The 16267-nt window shown below is 52.3% G+C and carries 14 protein-coding genes; 12 read left to right on the plus strand and 2 right to left on the minus strand.

The features are described 5' to 3' along the window. The first annotated feature begins 11 nt into the window (after positions 1-11). The 3 genes from uca (at position 12) to AC50Y3_RS03760 (ending at position 6206) form a co-directional block, all read left to right on the plus strand. On the plus strand, positions 12-3662 hold the full coding sequence (gene uca, locus AC50Y3_RS03750) for an urea carboxylase (protein WP_494817784.1): 3651 nt from the start codon (positions 12-14) through the stop codon (positions 3660-3662). Beyond that, positions 3659-5455: an allophanate hydrolase gene (gene atzF, locus AC50Y3_RS03755; protein WP_494817400.1), complete on the plus strand. Its 1797-nt coding sequence runs from the start codon at positions 3659-3661 to the stop codon at positions 5453-5455. Before uca ends, atzF begins: the two co-directional genes overlap by 4 nt. A gap of 160 nt (positions 5456-5615) precedes the next feature. Continuing rightward, on the plus strand, positions 5616-6206 hold the full coding sequence (locus AC50Y3_RS03760; RefSeq protein WP_494817401.1) for a hypothetical protein: 591 nt from the start codon (positions 5616-5618) through the stop codon (positions 6204-6206). Positions 6207-6238: 32 nt separating this feature from the next. Here the strand turns inward: AC50Y3_RS03760 and AC50Y3_RS03765 are convergent, their stop codons facing one another. Continuing rightward, a complete protein-coding gene (locus AC50Y3_RS03765) occupies positions 6239-6883 on the minus strand; it encodes a biotin transporter BioY (protein ID WP_494817402.1) in 645 nt (214 codons plus the stop codon). A gap of 96 nt (positions 6884-6979) precedes the next feature. Here AC50Y3_RS03765 and AC50Y3_RS03770 point away from each other — a divergent pair, with 96 nt between their 5' ends. The 4 genes from AC50Y3_RS03770 (at position 6980) to AC50Y3_RS03785 (ending at position 11363) form a co-directional block, all read left to right on the plus strand. Further along, positions 6980-7840, plus strand: coding sequence for an ATP-binding cassette domain-containing protein (locus AC50Y3_RS03770; protein ID WP_494817403.1), 861 nt, complete (start codon positions 6980-6982; stop codon positions 7838-7840). Then, on the plus strand, positions 7837-9516 hold the full coding sequence (locus AC50Y3_RS03775) for an ATP-binding cassette domain-containing protein (RefSeq protein ID WP_494817404.1): 1680 nt from the start codon (positions 7837-7839) through the stop codon (positions 9514-9516). The genes AC50Y3_RS03770 and AC50Y3_RS03775 overlap by 4 nt, the downstream gene beginning before the upstream one ends. A gap of 67 nt (positions 9517-9583) precedes the next feature. After that, a complete protein-coding gene (locus AC50Y3_RS03780; protein WP_494817405.1) occupies positions 9584-10648 on the plus strand; it encodes a M42 family metallopeptidase in 1065 nt (354 codons plus the stop codon). A gap of 79 nt (positions 10649-10727) precedes the next feature. Next, positions 10728-11363: a hypothetical protein gene (locus AC50Y3_RS03785; RefSeq protein WP_494817406.1), complete on the plus strand. Its 636-nt coding sequence runs from the start codon at positions 10728-10730 to the stop codon at positions 11361-11363. 255 nt (positions 11364-11618) lie between these two features. On the opposite strand, the gene AC50Y3_RS03790 is transcribed toward AC50Y3_RS03785, so the two are convergent. Next, complete coding sequence (locus tag AC50Y3_RS03790; protein WP_494817407.1) at positions 11619-12542, minus strand: DMT family transporter; 924 nt, start codon at positions 12540-12542, stop codon at positions 11619-11621. Positions 12543-12801: 259 nt separating this feature from the next. On the opposite strand from AC50Y3_RS03790, the gene AC50Y3_RS03795 reads away from it, so the two are divergent. The 5 genes from AC50Y3_RS03795 to AC50Y3_RS03815 all read left to right on the plus strand — a co-directional run bounded on the left by AC50Y3_RS03795 (position 12802) and on the right by AC50Y3_RS03815 (position 16204). Beyond that, complete coding sequence (locus tag AC50Y3_RS03795; RefSeq protein WP_494817408.1) at positions 12802-12948, plus strand: hypothetical protein; 147 nt, start codon at positions 12802-12804, stop codon at positions 12946-12948. A 187-nt stretch (positions 12949-13135) separates the two neighbouring features. After that, a complete protein-coding gene (locus AC50Y3_RS03800; protein ID WP_494817409.1) occupies positions 13136-13558 on the plus strand; it encodes an SRPBCC family protein in 423 nt (140 codons plus the stop codon). 1 nt (position 13559) lies between these two features. Further along, entirely contained in the window at positions 13560-13880 is a 321-nt protein-coding gene (locus AC50Y3_RS03805) for an ArsR/SmtB family transcription factor (RefSeq protein ID WP_475780698.1), read from the plus strand. A 126-nt stretch (positions 13881-14006) separates the two neighbouring features. Continuing rightward, positions 14007-14825 (plus strand): MBL fold metallo-hydrolase, encoded by an 819-nt coding sequence (locus AC50Y3_RS03810; protein ID WP_494817410.1) that lies wholly within the window; start codon positions 14007-14009, stop codon positions 14823-14825. A 227-nt stretch (positions 14826-15052) separates the two neighbouring features. Next, positions 15053-16204, plus strand: coding sequence for an MGDG synthase family glycosyltransferase (locus tag AC50Y3_RS03815; protein WP_494817411.1), 1152 nt, complete (start codon positions 15053-15055; stop codon positions 16202-16204). The last annotated feature ends 63 nt before the right edge of the window (positions 16205-16267 follow it).

A 16267-nucleotide genomic window follows, 5' to 3' on the forward strand; every position in this document is an offset into this window, starting at 1 on the left:
ACACCATGTCCATGTTCACTAAAGTTCTCATCGCGAATCGCGGCGCAATCGCTGTTCGAATCGAGCGTACGCTTCGCAAGCTCGGCATCCAATCCGTTGCCGTCTATACACAAGCAGATCAAGACAGTCTTCATGTCGATGGCGCAGACGAAGCGGTATTGATCGGTACGGGTCCTGCAAAAGAAAGCTACCTGGATGTGGATCGTATTCTCCAAACCGCAATCGATACCGGCGCGCAGGCGATTCATCCGGGTTATGGATTCTTGAGCGAAAATGCAGCATTCGCTCGTGCGTGCCGTGAGCGTGGCATCGTGTTTATTGGACCTACTCCGGAGCAGATGGAGATGTTCGGTCTGAAGCACTCCGCTCGCGAGATTGCAGAACGCGCTGGTGTACCGATGCTGCCCGGCACAGCGCTCATCTCGGAGCTTGACGAAGCACTCGCGCAGGCAGAAGAGATCGGGTATCCCGTCATTCTGAAGAGTACAGCCGGCGGCGGAGGAATCGGAATGCGGGTTTGCGCGGATGAGAGCGCGCTTGCTGCCGCATTTGACGGTGTTCGTTATTTGGCGGAGACGAACTTTAAGAACGGCGGCATTTTTCTGGAGAAATATATCGCAAGAGCCCGTCACGTCGAGGTACAAATCTTCGGCAACGGCTTCGGCGAAGTAGTGACCTTGGGTGAACGCGACTGCTCGATTCAGCGCCGCAATCAGAAGGTAATCGAAGAAAGCCCGGCGCCGAATTTGCCTGAGCATGTGCGTCAAGAGATGTTTGCTTCCTCGAAGCGACTTGCCGCAGAGGTTGGCTACCGCAGTGCGGGAACGATTGAATATTTGTACGATCCGGAATCATGCGCGTTTTATTTCTTGGAAGTGAATACCCGTCTGCAAGTGGAACACGGTGTGACCGAAGAAGTACTTGGCCTCGATCTCGTGGAATGGATGGTGCGGGAAGCCGCGAACGAACTGACAGGGCTGGAATCCTTGATCAAACCGGCTGTTGGCCACAGCATTCAAGCGCGTATCTATGCAGAGGATTGTCTGCAGCAATTCCGCCCGAGCGCAGGGAAGCTCGATCAAGTGAAATTCACGGAACATGCGCGTATTGAATCCTGGGTACGCGATGGTATTACGGTTACCACCTTATACGATCCGATGTTGGCGAAGATCATCGTTCACGGCGACAACCGCTGTGATGCCATCGCAAAGCTGATTCAAGCCATCGATGAGACGCGCCTCTACGGGGTCACGACAAATCTGCAATATGTCAAAGCACTGCTTAGTCATGAAGATTGCTTGAGCGGCAACGTGTATACACAACTTCTGAATACGTTTGAGCCGGCTGAGCTTGCTCTCGAAGTCATAGATGGCGGAGTGCAAACGACGGTGCAGGATTGGCCGGGGCGTACGGGGTACTGGGATGTCGGCGTTCCGCCTTGCGGTCCGATGGATCCGCTCTCGTTCCGCATGGGGAACAAGCTGCTTGGCAATGCGGATGACGCAGCCGGACTTGAGCTGACCCTTCGCGGCGGTGCTTATAAGTTCCGCGATGAGATGTGGATTTGTTTGACCGGTGCCGATATGGAAGCCGTGCTGGATGAAGCGGCTGTACCGTTGTACCAGCCGATTCTAGCCCGTAAAGGTCAAGTGTTGAGCTACGGCGAAGCAAAAGCAGGCATGAGGGGCTACTTGCTCGTAGCCGGCGGGTTCGATATGCCGCGTATTCTGGGCAGTTCCGCGACATTTACGCTTGGCAACTTCGGTGGTCACGGCGGACGTGCGCTTCGCGCAGGGGATGTGCTTGGTGTCAATCGGAGCGAGCAGCAAGTACTTCCGGCTGGAACAGCTGTGAAACTGCAAGATTGGGATTTACCGACAATGACTCGCTCATGGACCATCGGCGTAATTCCGGGACCGCACTGTACAGCCGAGTATTTACTGCCTACTTACCTTAAGGAGCTGGCAGAAACAAGCTTCGAAGTCCATTTTAACAGCTCGCGTACCGGTGTCCGACTCATCGGTCCTGCACCTCATTGGGCAAGGGAGGATGGCGGTCAAGCCGGCCTGCATCCATCCAATATCCATGACAACGCTTATGCGGTTGGGACGCTGGACTTAACGGGGGATATGCCGATTCTGCTCGGGCCGGACGGTCCAAGCTTGGGAGGCTTCGTATGTCCGGTGACGACAGCGTCGGCTGAATTCTGGAAGCTGGGCCAGCTGCATCCCGGCGATCGCGTTCGTTTCCGGCTGTTGTCGCTGGATGAGGCTGACCGTCTGCGCAAGGAACAAGAAGGCAATCTGGAAGCGATCGGACATGGAGAATGGGATCAGCTTATACCGCTTGGCTTACCGTTGGAAGAGTCCGTATTATCGCCGGAATATCCGCTATTGAAGCAAGAATCGGCGAATCGCAGGTTCCCGATTACGATTCGCTGCAGCGGGGACGAGAATATTTTGGTGGAGTACGGGGAGATGGAACTGGACTTGCTGCTTCGTTTCCAGGTGCATGCACTCATGCAGGCTATTCGGGAAACCGGCGCGATTCCGGTGCAGGATTTGACGCCGGGCATTCGCTCGCTTCAGGTGCATATCGATCCGAAACGAACCACCGTGCGAGAAGCATGCGAGCGTATTCTTGAATTGGATTCCAACTTGCCGCCGTTAGAAACGATCGAGGTTCCTTCACGAATTGTTCGTTTACCGCTCTCTTGGGATGATCCTGCTACGCAGCTGGCGATTGAGCGCTATCAACAAAATGTCCGCCCGGATGCGCCTTGGTGTCCGAGTAACTTGGAATTTATCCGCCGCATCAATGGCCTTGGCGATCTGGATGAAGTGTTTAAAGTCGTGCATGAGGCTAATTATCTGGTGCTGGGACTCGGTGATGTTTACCTTGGCGCGCCTGTTGCGACACCGATCGATCCGCGTCATCGTCTTGTCACTACCAAATACAATCCGGCTCGGACATGGACACCGGAGAATGCTGTTGGCATCGGCGGCGCCTATATGTGCGTTTACGGCATGGAAGGTCCGGGGGGGTACCAGTTCGTAGGCCGGACGATTCAAATGTGGAACTTGAACCGTCAGACGGAGAGCTTCCTCCCGGGCAAGCCGTGGCTGCTTCGCTTCTTTGACCAAATCCAATTCTACCCGGTAACGGCAGATGAGCTTCTGCGTCTTCGCGAAGACTTCACCCGCGGACGTTTCGAGGCGGATATTACGGAAACGACGTTCAAGCTAAGCGATTATCTGGCATTTCTGGGCGAGATCAAGGAGAGCACGGATGCGTTCCAATCGATGCAGCAAGCGGCTTTCCAAGCCGAGCGGGAGAACTGGAAGGCACTTGGACTCGCCGAGTTTATTTCGGAGCATGATGCGGTTAAGGAAGCACCGGAGGATGAACTGCCTGAAGGGACAATCGCGGTTCGCTGCACGATGCCCGGCAGTGTATGGAAGGTGCTTGTGACGCCGGGTCAAGAGGTGAAGAAAGGCGAAACGTTGATCATCGAGGAGAGCATGAAGATGGAGTTTACTCAGACCGCGCCATGCGACGGGTATGTGTCATCGATCTTCGTCAAACCGGGAGATGAAGTGCATACGGGGCAGTTGATTGTAGGGCTCGTGAAGGAAAGGGAAAGAGAGGCGCTGCGCATATGAGCACGATCGAATGGCCAAGTAAACTGACCGCACAATGGCTCAGAGACCAATATACCGCTAACCTTCTGAAGCCTGCTGATGTGATAGCTGAAGTTCTCCGCCGAGCTGAGGCGGACGCGCAGATGAATATATGGATTACACCGCCGTCTATGGCGTTTATCGCGCCTTACCTTGAGCGGTTGAACTCGCTGAGTCCGGAGAGCTCGCCGTTATGGGGCATCCCTTTCGCCGTCAAAGACAATATTGATCTGGCCGGTGTACCGACGACAGCCGCTTGTGCGGAATACAGCTATACGCCTAGCGCCAGCGCTATCGTCGTACAGCGACTCGTAAATGCAGGTGCAATACCGATTGGCAAAACCAATCTGGATCAGTTCGCCACAGGACTGGTCGGCACGCGAAGCCCTTACGGCGAAACGCAAAATGCGCTCCGAAGCGAGCTCATCAGCGGCGGCTCCAGCTCCGGCTCGGCCGTGTCCGTGGCGCGCGGGCAAGCGGTATTCGCGCTTGGCACGGACACAGCCGGCTCCGGCCGCGTTCCGGCGGCGCTGAACGGCTTGGTCGGCTACAAGCCGAGCTTAGGCGCCTGGCCGACGAAAGGCGTTGTACCGGCATGTGCGAGCCTGGACTGCGTCACCGTATTCGCGCATAACCTTGACGATGCGCTGGCTGTCGACATGTTTGCCCGCGGCTTGGAACAAACAGACCCATGGTCCCGCGCGATTGCGCATCCAACGGGAGATAAGATTCCATCAACCGTTTGTTTGCCTTCGGAGACGCCGACGTTCTATGGACCATTCGCGGATCAATATGCCGAAGCCTGGGCGAAAGCCGTAGGTGTAGTCGAAGCAATGGGGCTGCCTGTTGCCTATGTGGAGCTTGATCTGTTCGCGGAAGCTGCGGCTATTCTATACGGCGGACCATGGGTAGCGGAACGATGGGCTGATCTGGGTCCGTTCATCGAGAGCCATCCCGGAACCGCGTTTCCCGTAACGGAGCAGGTGCTTCGTACCGGCGCATCGCCGGACTATACCGCGGCAGCGGTCTTCCAAGCTGCGCATAAGCTGCAAGCATTCAAGCTGCAAGCGAAGCAGCTGTTGAAGGACGCCATCCTATTCCTGCCGACATGCGGCGGAACCTGGACACGTGATGAGGTGCGAGCGAATCCGATCAGCACGAACAGCGATATGGGTCGGTATACGAATCATTGTAATTTACTTGATCTGTGCGCCGTTGCGGTTCAGGCCGGAGAAGCCGATACGGATTTGCCGTTTGGCGTGACCTTGTTTGGAACTGCGGAGGATGAGTCGCTGCTATGCAGTACGGCAGAACGGTTTATCTCCGCCTTTGGCAGCGAACTGCCGGCGATAGCAGTTCAGCCATCCGTGCCGCTAGCTTCCGTTGAACCTCCGGCAACCACACTGGTTGCGGTCTGCGGTCTACACATGAGGGGCTTCCCGCTTGAGAAGCAGATGATTGCCTGCGGCGCTGCGTTTGTGCGGGAGGCTGAGAGTGCGTCGAAATATCGGCTTGTGAAGCTGCCAACCACTCCTGCGAAGCCGGGAATGATTAAGCAGAAGCAAGGCGGGGCCTCCGTTTCGCTCGAAATCTGGGAAATGCCTGTCGCTTCCTTCGGCGGCTTCACTGCATCCATTCCGGCACCGCTTGGCATCGGCAAGGTTGAGCTGAGCGATGGCACGGAAGTGCCCGGGTTTATTTGCGAAGCTTATGCGGAACTTGACGCGGAAGATATTACTGCATATGGATCGTGGCGCAACGCCGTGCTGCAATAGATTTGGTTCATATCGATGCTCGTTCGTAGTTCGTAACGCAAGCCGAGTCCTCCAATCAGGGGACCGGCTTGTATTTTTTTATCGTGGCGCTCAACGCGACAGTAGAAGGGTAAACGGAAGGGGGAGTATAATAGGAGGAATGAGATCGGAGTGAAGAGATGTGTTTAAGAAAATAGGGATCCCATTACTTGTGATGCTAGTACTCGTTATCGCTGCCGGTTTCGGTGCTGCCATGTATGTGAAGCCAACCGAGAAGCTGGATCTGAAATTTAATGAAGTGCCGCTCATGGAACGGGCATTGACGATGATTCGGAAGCTGAATACGTCGTTTGTGCTCTCGGAGGCAGACATTGATAATATCGGTAAAGCGGCAATTCGGCTAAAACCGGAGTACCAGCCGGGCGTCCTCATTACTGGGGCTAGATTCAATCTGGAGGGGGAGCGTCTTGTCGCGCATTTAAACTTGAAGCTGCGTGATCGTTTGCCGGTTGGGATCGTGATCTACTACAAGCTGGAGTGGAGCAATCCGAACTTGGTTGCGAAGGTCGATGAAGCGAGGCTGCGCGGGATTACGCTGCCGAAGGGGTATTTTGACGATATCGTCATTCCGTTCGGGTCGCAGCTGCCGGAGCTCTTGCATATTAAAGGCATTGTGATCGATAAGGGCAATGTCGTTGTGACCATACGAAAGCCGACGCTGCGCGAGCTTCGTGTTCTGATTGAACAGAAGTTAAAACGGCAGGTCGGCTGATGGTGAAGCTGAGGTTATGTTTGTTTGCGAGTTTAGCGTAGCTTCGGTAGAAGCGGACGCAGTGTAGCGATCAAGAAAGTAGCGGCAATGGCTTTGACCATGTCGCCGAACAGGAACGGGTAGCAGCCGTTAACCATCGCTTTGGCAAACGAGTAGTTGGCCTTGTATGCAAGCCACGGTACGCCGCCGACATAAGCGAGAATTACGCTAAACAGCACTAAGCTTATGAACAGCATCACATACTGGCTGCGATTGAGTTTGCTCGTACGTGCAAAGATACGGTCGCTTGCCAAACCGATCAGTAGAGCCGAAATAGGGAACATCCATATGTACCCGCCGGTTGCACCGGTGATTACTCCTAACCCTCCGTTTCCATGTAGAAGGGGAAGGCCAAATGCAGTAAGGATAACGACGATGGCGATACTCCAAAAGCCGAACCGAGCTCCAAGCAGACCGCCTGCTAACATGATGGCGAAGGTCTGAAGCGTGATTGGAACCGTTGTGAAACCGAGCGGAATGCTGACGTAACCGAAAGCGATAAAGAGTGCGGCGAACAGGGCGGTAAATACAATGCCGCGAATCCAGTAGGTGACCGCGGATTGTCCGCTGTCTGAAATCGGGGCGAGTACAGCAGAAGATGTGTTTGAGTTTGAAGTGGATTTTGAAGTCGTTTCCATTGAAAATTCTCCTCTCTAATGTTAACCTTGTTATCGTAAGTTGGTTAACAATTGAAATCATAACATGGGTTAATCCGTTTGGGAAGAGGGATTTTCATGAGTCAATCTACATACGCTGAACATTTGATCTTAAAGGATGTTTCTATAGATCGGCTGCTCGATAATGGGCATAGCAGCCCGCGTTTGCATCAAATTGATTTTGAACTGGCGCCAGGCGAATGGGTGAATTTAGCCGGAGTGAATGGGAGCGGAAAATCCTCGCTAGCCCGATTACTCGCAGGGTTAACAATAGAAGGCGTGCAAGGGACATGGAGTCGCGGTTTTGCGGGAAATCGGCCTTCGCCATATGTCATGCAGCAGCCTGATGCACAATTATTCGCGGAAACTCCGCGTGAGGAAATTCGATTTGCGTTGGAATGGCGCGGCATGCTTCCTCATGAAATTATGCAGCAGACGGAAGAAATACTCACTTTCACTGGTCTCTCCGCAATTGGGGATACACCCTGGAACCGTCTGTCCGGCGGTCAGAGGCAGCTTGCTGCCGTGGCCGCTGCATCGGCAGGCGAGACGGCGCTTCTCGTATTCGACGAAGCGACTTCCATGCTCGATGAGCAATCGATGGTGCTCGTGCATGGATTAGCTAAGAAGCTTCATCAGCGCGGCACGGCGATTGTGTGGGTTACGCAGCGTTTGCAAGAAATCGAATCCAGTGCGCGCGTTGTTGCATTACTGGATGGCAGTATCGTTTTTGACGGAATAGGCGGGGAATTCCTGTACGGATCAGCAGCACAAGTCGAGCAAGGGCCGACGCCATGCCAGACATGCGGACTTCGGTTACCCTACTTATCTACTTTAGCGCTAGAGCTGGGAAGACTCGGAAAGCTGCAGCCTCCCTATCCGGAAACACCGGAAGAATGGGATCAGGCGCTTGCTCGAATCGGGGCGGTGCTGCGATGACCTTGCATATAGTTGGTTTGAAGCATGTGCCGATAGGGGTACATAATGAGATGGTCGTCATGCAAGAGCATGAACTTCGATTGGAACAAGGATCCATCACGATTATTATTGGCGCAAATGGCGTCGGGAAAACCAGATTAATGGAAACCATCGCCGGCTTGACGAAGTCCGAAGGCATCTCCGTTTCGTATGGCTCGAATTCGCTTTGGACGGAGCGACGCTCGCGCTTAGGGCGAAAGAAAATAGAACGCAATCGAGAAGCCATGCTCGCTTATAGTTATTCGTGCCAATCGCCGGAAGAACAATTGTTTGCGCGGACGGTGCGAGATGAGCTGCAGTATGTGATGCGTCCCTATCCGCTCGATGATGAAGAACGAACACGCAGAGCGAGTAAAGCGTTGGCCGCAGTCGGATGGGACGAGTCGTGGTTGGATCGCGATCCTTACTTTATGAGTGGCGGCGAGCGGCGACGGACGGCATTAGCCTGCTTATTCGCGCCTCCGGCTTCGTGGCTGCTGCTGGATGAACCAACCGCCGGCTTGGATGCCGCCGGCCATGAGCGGCTCGGCACGCAGCTTAAACAGCAAGCAGAAGGCGGCAAAGGCGTGATTCTCATCTCGCATGAGAGTGACTGGGCGTTGCAGCTGGCTACCGCGGTAATTATCATGCACACGAATGGGAGTGTGCGGCATAGCAGCAGGGAAGAGCTGCTCGCGAATCCCCATTGGCTGGAGGAAGCCGGCATGGAGATTCCGGCTTGGCTGCGTGTTGCCCACCGGTTAGCTTGTCTTGGCGTTCCGCACAAGCAAGTTTGGGAGCCTGCGCGTTTGGCGCAAGAAGCAGCACACATCGTGAAGCCGAACGTCAAGGTGCTGCGGCAAAGCAAACCGATGACTGCGCGTGATAACAGAGTGCCGTTTGCTCTGCGAGACTCGGACAGGCATTCATCGCCATTATCATTATTCGATCCCAGATCGGTTTGGCTTACGTATATTCTTATTTCTGCCGCGATCCTCTTTCAATCCACCTGGTCCGGTTTAGGTGCTATGGCCGTGGTAGTTGCAGCTGCCATCTATCTCGGTAAAATCCCGCTGAGACGCTGGCGCAGCGCGATTATAGCACTGACTATCTTCACGTTCTCAGTCGCACTTATCGCCGGACTCGGGCCGCAGGAAGGGGGCGGCTTCTGGCGTACAGATGCTGCGCTCGTGTCGCTGCAATCCCTGCTTAGACCGCTGCTTGCGATGCTGCTGGGCTTCGGCTTGCCGCTTGCAGTTACTCCGCTTCGGCTGCGAAGGTCCTTGGAGCAGCTGCTTTCAAAAGTAGGAAAAGTGCCGCTCTGGTGCACGAAGGTAATATTAACGATTACACTGCTGCTTCGATTTATACCGGTGCTCCTATCGGAATGGGAACGTTTCGCACGTATTGCAACAGCTCGAGGTAAGCAAACGGAACGTTCTGCGCGGGGTTCGCTCAAGCGGCTGCAAGAAACGTCCATCCCGTTCATGTTGGCATTGTTCCGGCTAGGTGAACAAGTTTCCGATGCTCTCGAGAGCAGAGGCGTTGGTAAAGAGAGGCAGCCGACACTGTTGATAACGGAGCATTGGAAGGGCCGCGACACCGTTTTGGCAGTGACCGGAGCAGCCATTCTGGTCATTTTCTGGATGTGGCAATAGGCATTTGACTCCGAATCGGCTATGATAGAACAAGTGTTAACTTTTTGAAAGGAGTGTCTGGCAAGCTATGACTGAACCGCTTCAACCTCAGCTCGATCGAGCTTACATTCACCGCCTGCTGGAGCTACTACTGACAACACCGAGCCCTAGCGGATTTTGCATGACGATTATGCGCATTATTCAAGAAGAAGCAGCCAAGCTGGGTTATGCGCTGGAGCTGACTCCTAAAGGCAACGGCATTATAACGATACCAGGTTCAGACCCTCAAGATAACGAGGTTATCGCCATTACAGCCCACGTCGATACATTGGGTGCAATGGTAAGGTCCATTAAGCCGTCCGGAACGCTGCGCTTCACACCGATTGGCGGCTATTCGATGCATACGGTAGAGAGTGAATACTGTCTCATTCATACGCGGGATGGCCGCACGTATGATGGTACGGTGCTGACGACGAAGCCATCCGTTCACGTGTTCTCGGATGTTCGGGATTTGAAACGCGATGAGGCCAATATGGAAATCCGCATCGATGAGCTTGTGAAGTCCAAGGAAGATGTTCAGAAGCTGGGCATTGCTCCAGGCGATATGATCAGCTGGGATGCGCGTACGAAATTCTTCGATAATGGATTAATAAAATCACGTCATTTGGACGACAAGGCAAGTGTCGCCGCAGTATTCGGCCTGCTGGAATGGCTGAAGCGGGAAGGCAAATCACCGCTTCGTACGGTTAAGATCATAATTTCGACATATGAAGAGGTTGGTCATGGCAGCTCGAATATCCCTGCAGAAATTACGGAAATGATCGCAGTTGATATGGGGGCGATCGGCGATGATCTCTCGACAACGGAGCGCGATGTGTCCATCTGTGCGAAGGATTCATCCGGACCGTATGATTATCTCATGACTTCGAAACTGATTGAGCTTGCTGGGCGTGAGAAGATTCCATATGCGATTGATATTTATCCGCATTATGGCTCCGATGCTTCGGCCGCACTGCGCGGCGGAAGCAATATCAAAGCAGCGTTAATCGGACCCGGCGTTCATGCGTCTCATAGTATGGAGCGCACGCATAGTGATGCTGTATTGAACACAGCAGCATTGTTGTTGGCCTATTTATTGGAGCCACGTTCATAATTAGAGGATGCAATAGGAAAAATTACGAGTAGACAATTAGGAAACGAACATTATATGATGAATGATGGGTGAATTGACAATGACAACGAATAATGTATCTAATCCAAACGATACGCAAGAGCAAGCGGCTGGTATTCCTGAAGAAGAAATTCAACGTTTGATTCAAGCGCTTCACGAGAACGCGCTAAGAGCGCTTCGTTTTAAATTCGAAGAAGATCAGGTTGACGGACAAGTATTGAACCATGAAGTGTATGGGCCGATCTTCACATACAAAATCGAAGTGAAAGACGGACATAAGTATGCCTGCGGCTTCTTCATGCGCGAGCTGCTGAACACGTTCCAAAACAACGAAGATCCGGCGCTCTGGATGTCTTCGTTCTTCCTCGACCTGATGGATGCCGGCGGCGAGCGATTGCTTCCAATGCCTCCACAATCCGAGGATGAAGCGAAAGCGCTGATCGACAACGTCATCGTACCTTACTGTGCGAAGGCTATTCGCGAAGAGTTCCCGGACGAGCAGGTTCACGTGGATCTGGACTTGAACGAACAGCATGGCGCGGTGCTTGAAGCAGGCTTCACGTCCATCTCCGATGGCAACAACGTCTGCGCGCTGCCGCTTCACATGCTGATTGCGCATCACTTGCTGAATCGCGATCCAGCTGAACCGATTATCCAAGGCTTGTACCGTATTCGTGAAGAACACGGCTTGGACTAAATCTAATTTGTAAAACAAGGCTGTCTCACTAGTGCATTTATGCACTGGTGAGACAGCTTTTTGTTTTGCTTTAGCGGCAAATAGGTCCGAAAGAACTTTGGCGGCGCAATAGCGATCATTTTGGCGAAATAAGACCTCTGTGGTTCGTTAAAGTTTTTAGCAGGAGGGGACTGTGAATTGGTGCTTCGGTAATCATCAACAAAAAAAGGTGTCCCATCTGTCATCGATGATGACGATAGGACACCCTTTAGTCTTCTAAGCGCTGAGCGCTTCGTTCTTAACTTCAACCGAATGCGCTTGCTTCTCCGCTCGCATGTACAGGATGAGTCCGGCGATGACGAAGGCGCCGCCGATGAGCTGGAAGCCTGTGACCATCTCGCGGAAGAGCAGCATGCCGAGCAAGCTGGCTCCGACCGGCTCCGCAAGCACGGACATCGAAATCGTAGTCGGCTTCACGTATTTCAGCAGCCAGTTAAAGATCATATGGCCAAATACAGTTGGGACGATCGCAAGCAGCAGGAACACAATCCACTCTCGGTTTGCGTATCCGGACATCGGCGTGCTTGTGGCCACATTATAAATAGCGAAGCATATCGTTGTGACGCCAAATACGATGAAGCTGTAGAGGAAGGACGAAACACGCTTCAGAATTTGTTTGGCGATCAACATGTTCACGGCTACGGCTAAAGCCCCGAAGAAAGACAAGCTATCTCCGAAGAACGCGCGCTGCGACAGTGTAATATCTCCGGAACCGATGCTGATGGCTCCGACCAAAGCAACGATCATGCCGATAACCGCAAATTTACGCGGTTTATCCTTGAAGAAGAGAAAGGCGCCAACCATGACGAACACCGGCTCCAGCGCCAAAATAATAGTGGAGCTGGCAATCGAGGTGTAGGTCAGCGATGCCATCCATAACAGAAAGTGCAGGGCGAGGAAGAAGCCCGCAGCAATTAGAAGCAGCCAGTCTTTTCGCGAGATGGCTTTCATGCCGGGAAGCTGCTTAACGCCAAACGGCAGCATCAGAATAAATGTAAAGAGCATCCGATACATACCTTGGACGGAAACCGGCGCATTGGAGTACCTCACCAAGATTGGTGCAAACGAGATGGCCAGCATTCCGACGATAAGCGGGAACACGGGGGAAATGGACATTTTGGATGATGAAGATGAATTCACAGTGAGGTTCCTTCTTTCTGCTCCGTAATTATGCACGAAGCGACCTTTCTCATTATGCACACAAAGCCTTGTCCCCGCAAGGGAAAGAGACTATTTGGCATCTGTAATTCACGGGCTGATTGGACAAAGTATTGAACATCAGAGAATTCGGAATTCGTCAAAATGTGTTCATTTGTCTGTGCGTCGCAGTGCGTGCTTTGATGATATGATTTAGATATGAAGAGGCAGTATAGTACAGAGCATAAAGGGGAGACTGGAAATGGGTGTTCCGACAGGGGTATGGATTTCAGCTGCAATTATCGCGATCATCGTGACTTGGATGACAATATGGGTTACTAATAAAGCCTACTCCAGACGCTGGGAAGATCATAATGTGGAGAACGAGCATGGCAAGAAAGACAACTAGATTTGACATGAAAACGATAACCATTCTATAATTGAAGCGAAACCATTTGGTTTCGCTTTTTTCGCGAATAAGCTGCATGAACCGGAAGTCCGATTCCGACAAGTGGTCCGTGCTTCGGTTCCGACACGTCGACAAAGTAATTTCTAAATAATTCGTAACTATCTTTTTACACGAGGAGAATGATGGCATGGAAACAGAGAACGTATTGCCGGATATTGTACAAACGGGGATTTTCAACGCGCCGATCCAGAAGGTGTGGGCGGCAATTTCAACGGCGGAAGGTCTTTCCGTCTGGTTCATGCCAAATAATTTGCAAGCGGTCGTCGGCCATGAATTCACGATCGATGCCGGTCCGTTCGGGATGCAGCCATGCCTGGTGAAGGAAGTGGACGAGCCGAACCGGATTTCTTTTGCTTGGGGGAAGGATTGGGTCCTCACGATTACACTGCAAACGATTGGCGACAATCAAACCGAGTGCACGCTCATTCACTCCGGTTGGAAAGCCAATTATGTCAACGAACTCGGAATGCCTCATGATGTCGTCCGCGAGCGGATGAAAGGGGGCTGGGTGGGAATCCACCAAGCACTCGGCAAGTATGTAGAGGCTTAATATGGCACTTCCATCAGCGAAGCATGATGTGTTTCAAGCCATCGCCGATCCAACAAGGCGCGAGGTATTGAAGCTGCTGGTCGATCGGGAAATGCCGGTGACGGCGATTACGGGACATTTTCCGATGACACGAACTGCGGTATCGAAGCATCTGCGCATCTTGGCGGAGGCTGGGCTCGTTAAAGAACGTAAAGTCGGCCGTGAAACACGGTACCGATTGGAAACGCAGCCGCTGCAGGAGCTCAAGAATTGGCTCAATTATTATGAACGCTTCTGGGAAAATAAAATGTCAGCTCTGCAACGATTCGTTGAGTCTGACTGAGCAAATCAAAGTGACTGAACTGGCGGCGAACCGGTGCAGTCACTTTTTTTATTGCTGCCGAAGCGTAACCGCTTCCGAGGCGGTGTATTTTCTGATACGCTATTTTGAGAAGGAGGTCTTTCCAAAATGAACCATAATCAATCGACCGCATCCGTAAAGCCGCAAGCTTCCGTCCAATACATTGGACAAGTCGGTGTCATTATTCGGCGAAACGGGTTTCATGTAGCCATTGATCCTTATTTAACGGATTCTGTCGACCGTCTCTCTGGTTATCCGGATGGGTATTGGACGCGCAGCTATGCACCGCCTGTTCATCCTGCTGAGCTGAAGGATATCGATCTTGTTCTCCTTACACACGAGCATCAGGACCATCTTGATCCGGAAACGCTGGCGATTATTGCAGAAGCTTCTCCTATGTGCAAATTCGCAGGGCCGCTCGCCTGCCAGCCTCTATTAGCGGATATCGGAATTGCTCCGGATCGACTTACAGCTTTGAAATTCGGCTCACCTCTGCAAGGTGATTCGGCACTCACTATTCATCCGATCGCTGCATGGCATGAAGAACGAGAAGTTGACGCAGACGGCTGGGATCGTTATCTGGGCTACATCCTGCAGTGGGATGGCTTCACGATCTATCATGCTGGGGACACGTTGGTGCAAGAAGCGTTGATCGAGATGCTGCAGCCTTATCGGATCGACATCGGCATGCTGCCGATAAACGGTCGGGATCTTTTTCGCAATCGACTAGGAGTTGTCGGCAATATGAATGCCTATGAAGCTGCGGCTTTTGCCGATGAACTGCGTATGGGCGTTGTCATCCCCCTCCATTACGACCTCTATCCCAATAATAGCGAAGGCATCGCCGGCTTTTTGGATGCGCTGCTAGGCAAGTACAGAGGACAGAAATTCCATCTGTTTCAGCCGGGGGAAACCCGATTCTTTTAACAGAAATGAATCCGTTTACAAGTCGTGAAGGAAATCGGAAGCCGGATCCCGAATGAAGAGGAAAGATGCATTTACAAAAATACCAAAGTAAAAAATAGCTTGAAAAGCGCATCAGCACCTTATTTATAACGTATATTGGTGGTACTAGCCAAATTAATTTGGAGTAGTGTGTTCATTCGGTGCAAAGCATCCATTTGCCTTCGAAACGACTTGAGGGGGAGACGTTGATGGAGAAAGGACCGATTCTGATCCTGACCGGCGATTATGGGTCCGGGCATATTCAAGCAGCACATGCGCTCCGGAGGGCACTCGCTGTGCTTCATCCTGAAATCAAAGTAGACATCATGGATTATATGGCAGAAGCACATCCTAGGGTTCATCCTATTAGCAAATATGTTTATTTGAACGGCGTACAAACATTTCCGAAAACCTATGGTTTCTTCTATGGCAAAACACGTCATCATAATCGGTTTACGAGCAGCTTAAAGTTTATGCAGGCATTGGGGCTTGGGAAATTTCTGACGATGCTGCAAACGGTCAAACCTTCAGTTGTTGTATCCACGTTTCCGCTTGCTGCCGGGGCGATGTCGTTTATGAAAGACAACGGGCTATACCAAGTCCCAACGGTCACGGTTATTACGGACTTTACGGACCACAGTTACTGGTTATATCCGGAGACGGACTATTATGTCGTGGGCTCCATTGAGGTTGCACATAGCTTGTCCAAAGTTGGAGTAGAGCCGGAACGGATCTCGGTGACGGGCATTCCCATTCGTCCTGAATATAACGGGGCTTATGATAAATCGGCCATTTTAACGGATATCGGACTTGAACCAGAGCGCCCAACTGTCCTGGTTATGGGCGGCGGCAATGGCATGATGGGGCAAGAAATCGGGGAAGCGTTATGCCTGGCCCTGGCGCGAAAAGAACTCAACGCGCAAATGATCTTTGTTTGCGGACATAACGACAAACTCAGGCTTCAGCTTACGAGGCTGAAATTTGCACATAAGCTCCCGATTGTTGTGACGGGCTTTACGGACCGGGTGCCGGAATTGATGGCAGCAGCCGATCTACTCCTTACTAAATCAGGGGGACTAACCTCTTCTGAGGCGCTCGCTGTCGGATTGCCTATGCTGATCTATAAACCACTCCCTGGGCAAGAGATAGATAATGCCAACTTCTTGCGTAATTGCGGCGCGGCGATACACATCGAAGACGATACCGAACTCTTGACTACGATGCGCATGCTGCTGAAATCTCCGGCTCGGCTGGATACGATGCGCAGACAGGCGAAGAAAGCGAGCAAGCCGTATTCCGCTGAAGCGGCTGCCGGGCTAGTCGCGGAGCTTATCGCACAATCAAATAAACAAACCGTCTAACAGGGATGCTGTGCGGTGCGATTTGATTCACGCCGCTCTATGTGTTAGAACAGTAATGATGGA

Source organism: Paenibacillus sp. J22R98 (assembly GCF_059383835.1).

Excerpts from the sequence above, each read along its gene's own strand:
- uca (WP_494817784.1), top strand. The coding sequence starts at position 12 with ATGTTCACTAAAGTTCTCATCGCGAATCGCGGCGCAATCGCTGTTCGA.
- atzF (WP_494817400.1), top strand. The coding sequence starts at position 3,659 with ATGAGCACGATCGAATGGCCAAGTAAACTGACCGCACAATGGCTCAGA.
- AC50Y3_RS03765 (WP_494817402.1), bottom strand. The coding sequence starts at position 6,883 with ATGGAAACGACTTCAAAATCCACTTCAAACTCAAACACATCTTCTGCT.
- AC50Y3_RS03770 (WP_494817403.1), top strand. The coding sequence starts at position 6,980 with ATGAGTCAATCTACATACGCTGAACATTTGATCTTAAAGGATGTTTCT.
- AC50Y3_RS03775 (WP_494817404.1), top strand. The coding sequence starts at position 7,837 with ATGACCTTGCATATAGTTGGTTTGAAGCATGTGCCGATAGGGGTACAT.
- AC50Y3_RS03780 (WP_494817405.1), top strand. The coding sequence starts at position 9,584 with ATGACTGAACCGCTTCAACCTCAGCTCGATCGAGCTTACATTCACCGC.
- AC50Y3_RS03785 (WP_494817406.1), top strand. The coding sequence starts at position 10,728 with ATGACAACGAATAATGTATCTAATCCAAACGATACGCAAGAGCAAGCG.
- AC50Y3_RS03795 (WP_494817408.1), top strand. The coding sequence starts at position 12,802 with ATGGGTGTTCCGACAGGGGTATGGATTTCAGCTGCAATTATCGCGATC.
- AC50Y3_RS03800 (WP_494817409.1), top strand. The coding sequence starts at position 13,136 with ATGGAAACAGAGAACGTATTGCCGGATATTGTACAAACGGGGATTTTC.
- AC50Y3_RS03805 (WP_475780698.1), top strand. The coding sequence starts at position 13,560 with ATGGCACTTCCATCAGCGAAGCATGATGTGTTTCAAGCCATCGCCGAT.
- AC50Y3_RS03810 (WP_494817410.1), top strand. The coding sequence starts at position 14,007 with ATGAACCATAATCAATCGACCGCATCCGTAAAGCCGCAAGCTTCCGTC.
- AC50Y3_RS03815 (WP_494817411.1), top strand. The coding sequence starts at position 15,053 with ATGGAGAAAGGACCGATTCTGATCCTGACCGGCGATTATGGGTCCGGG.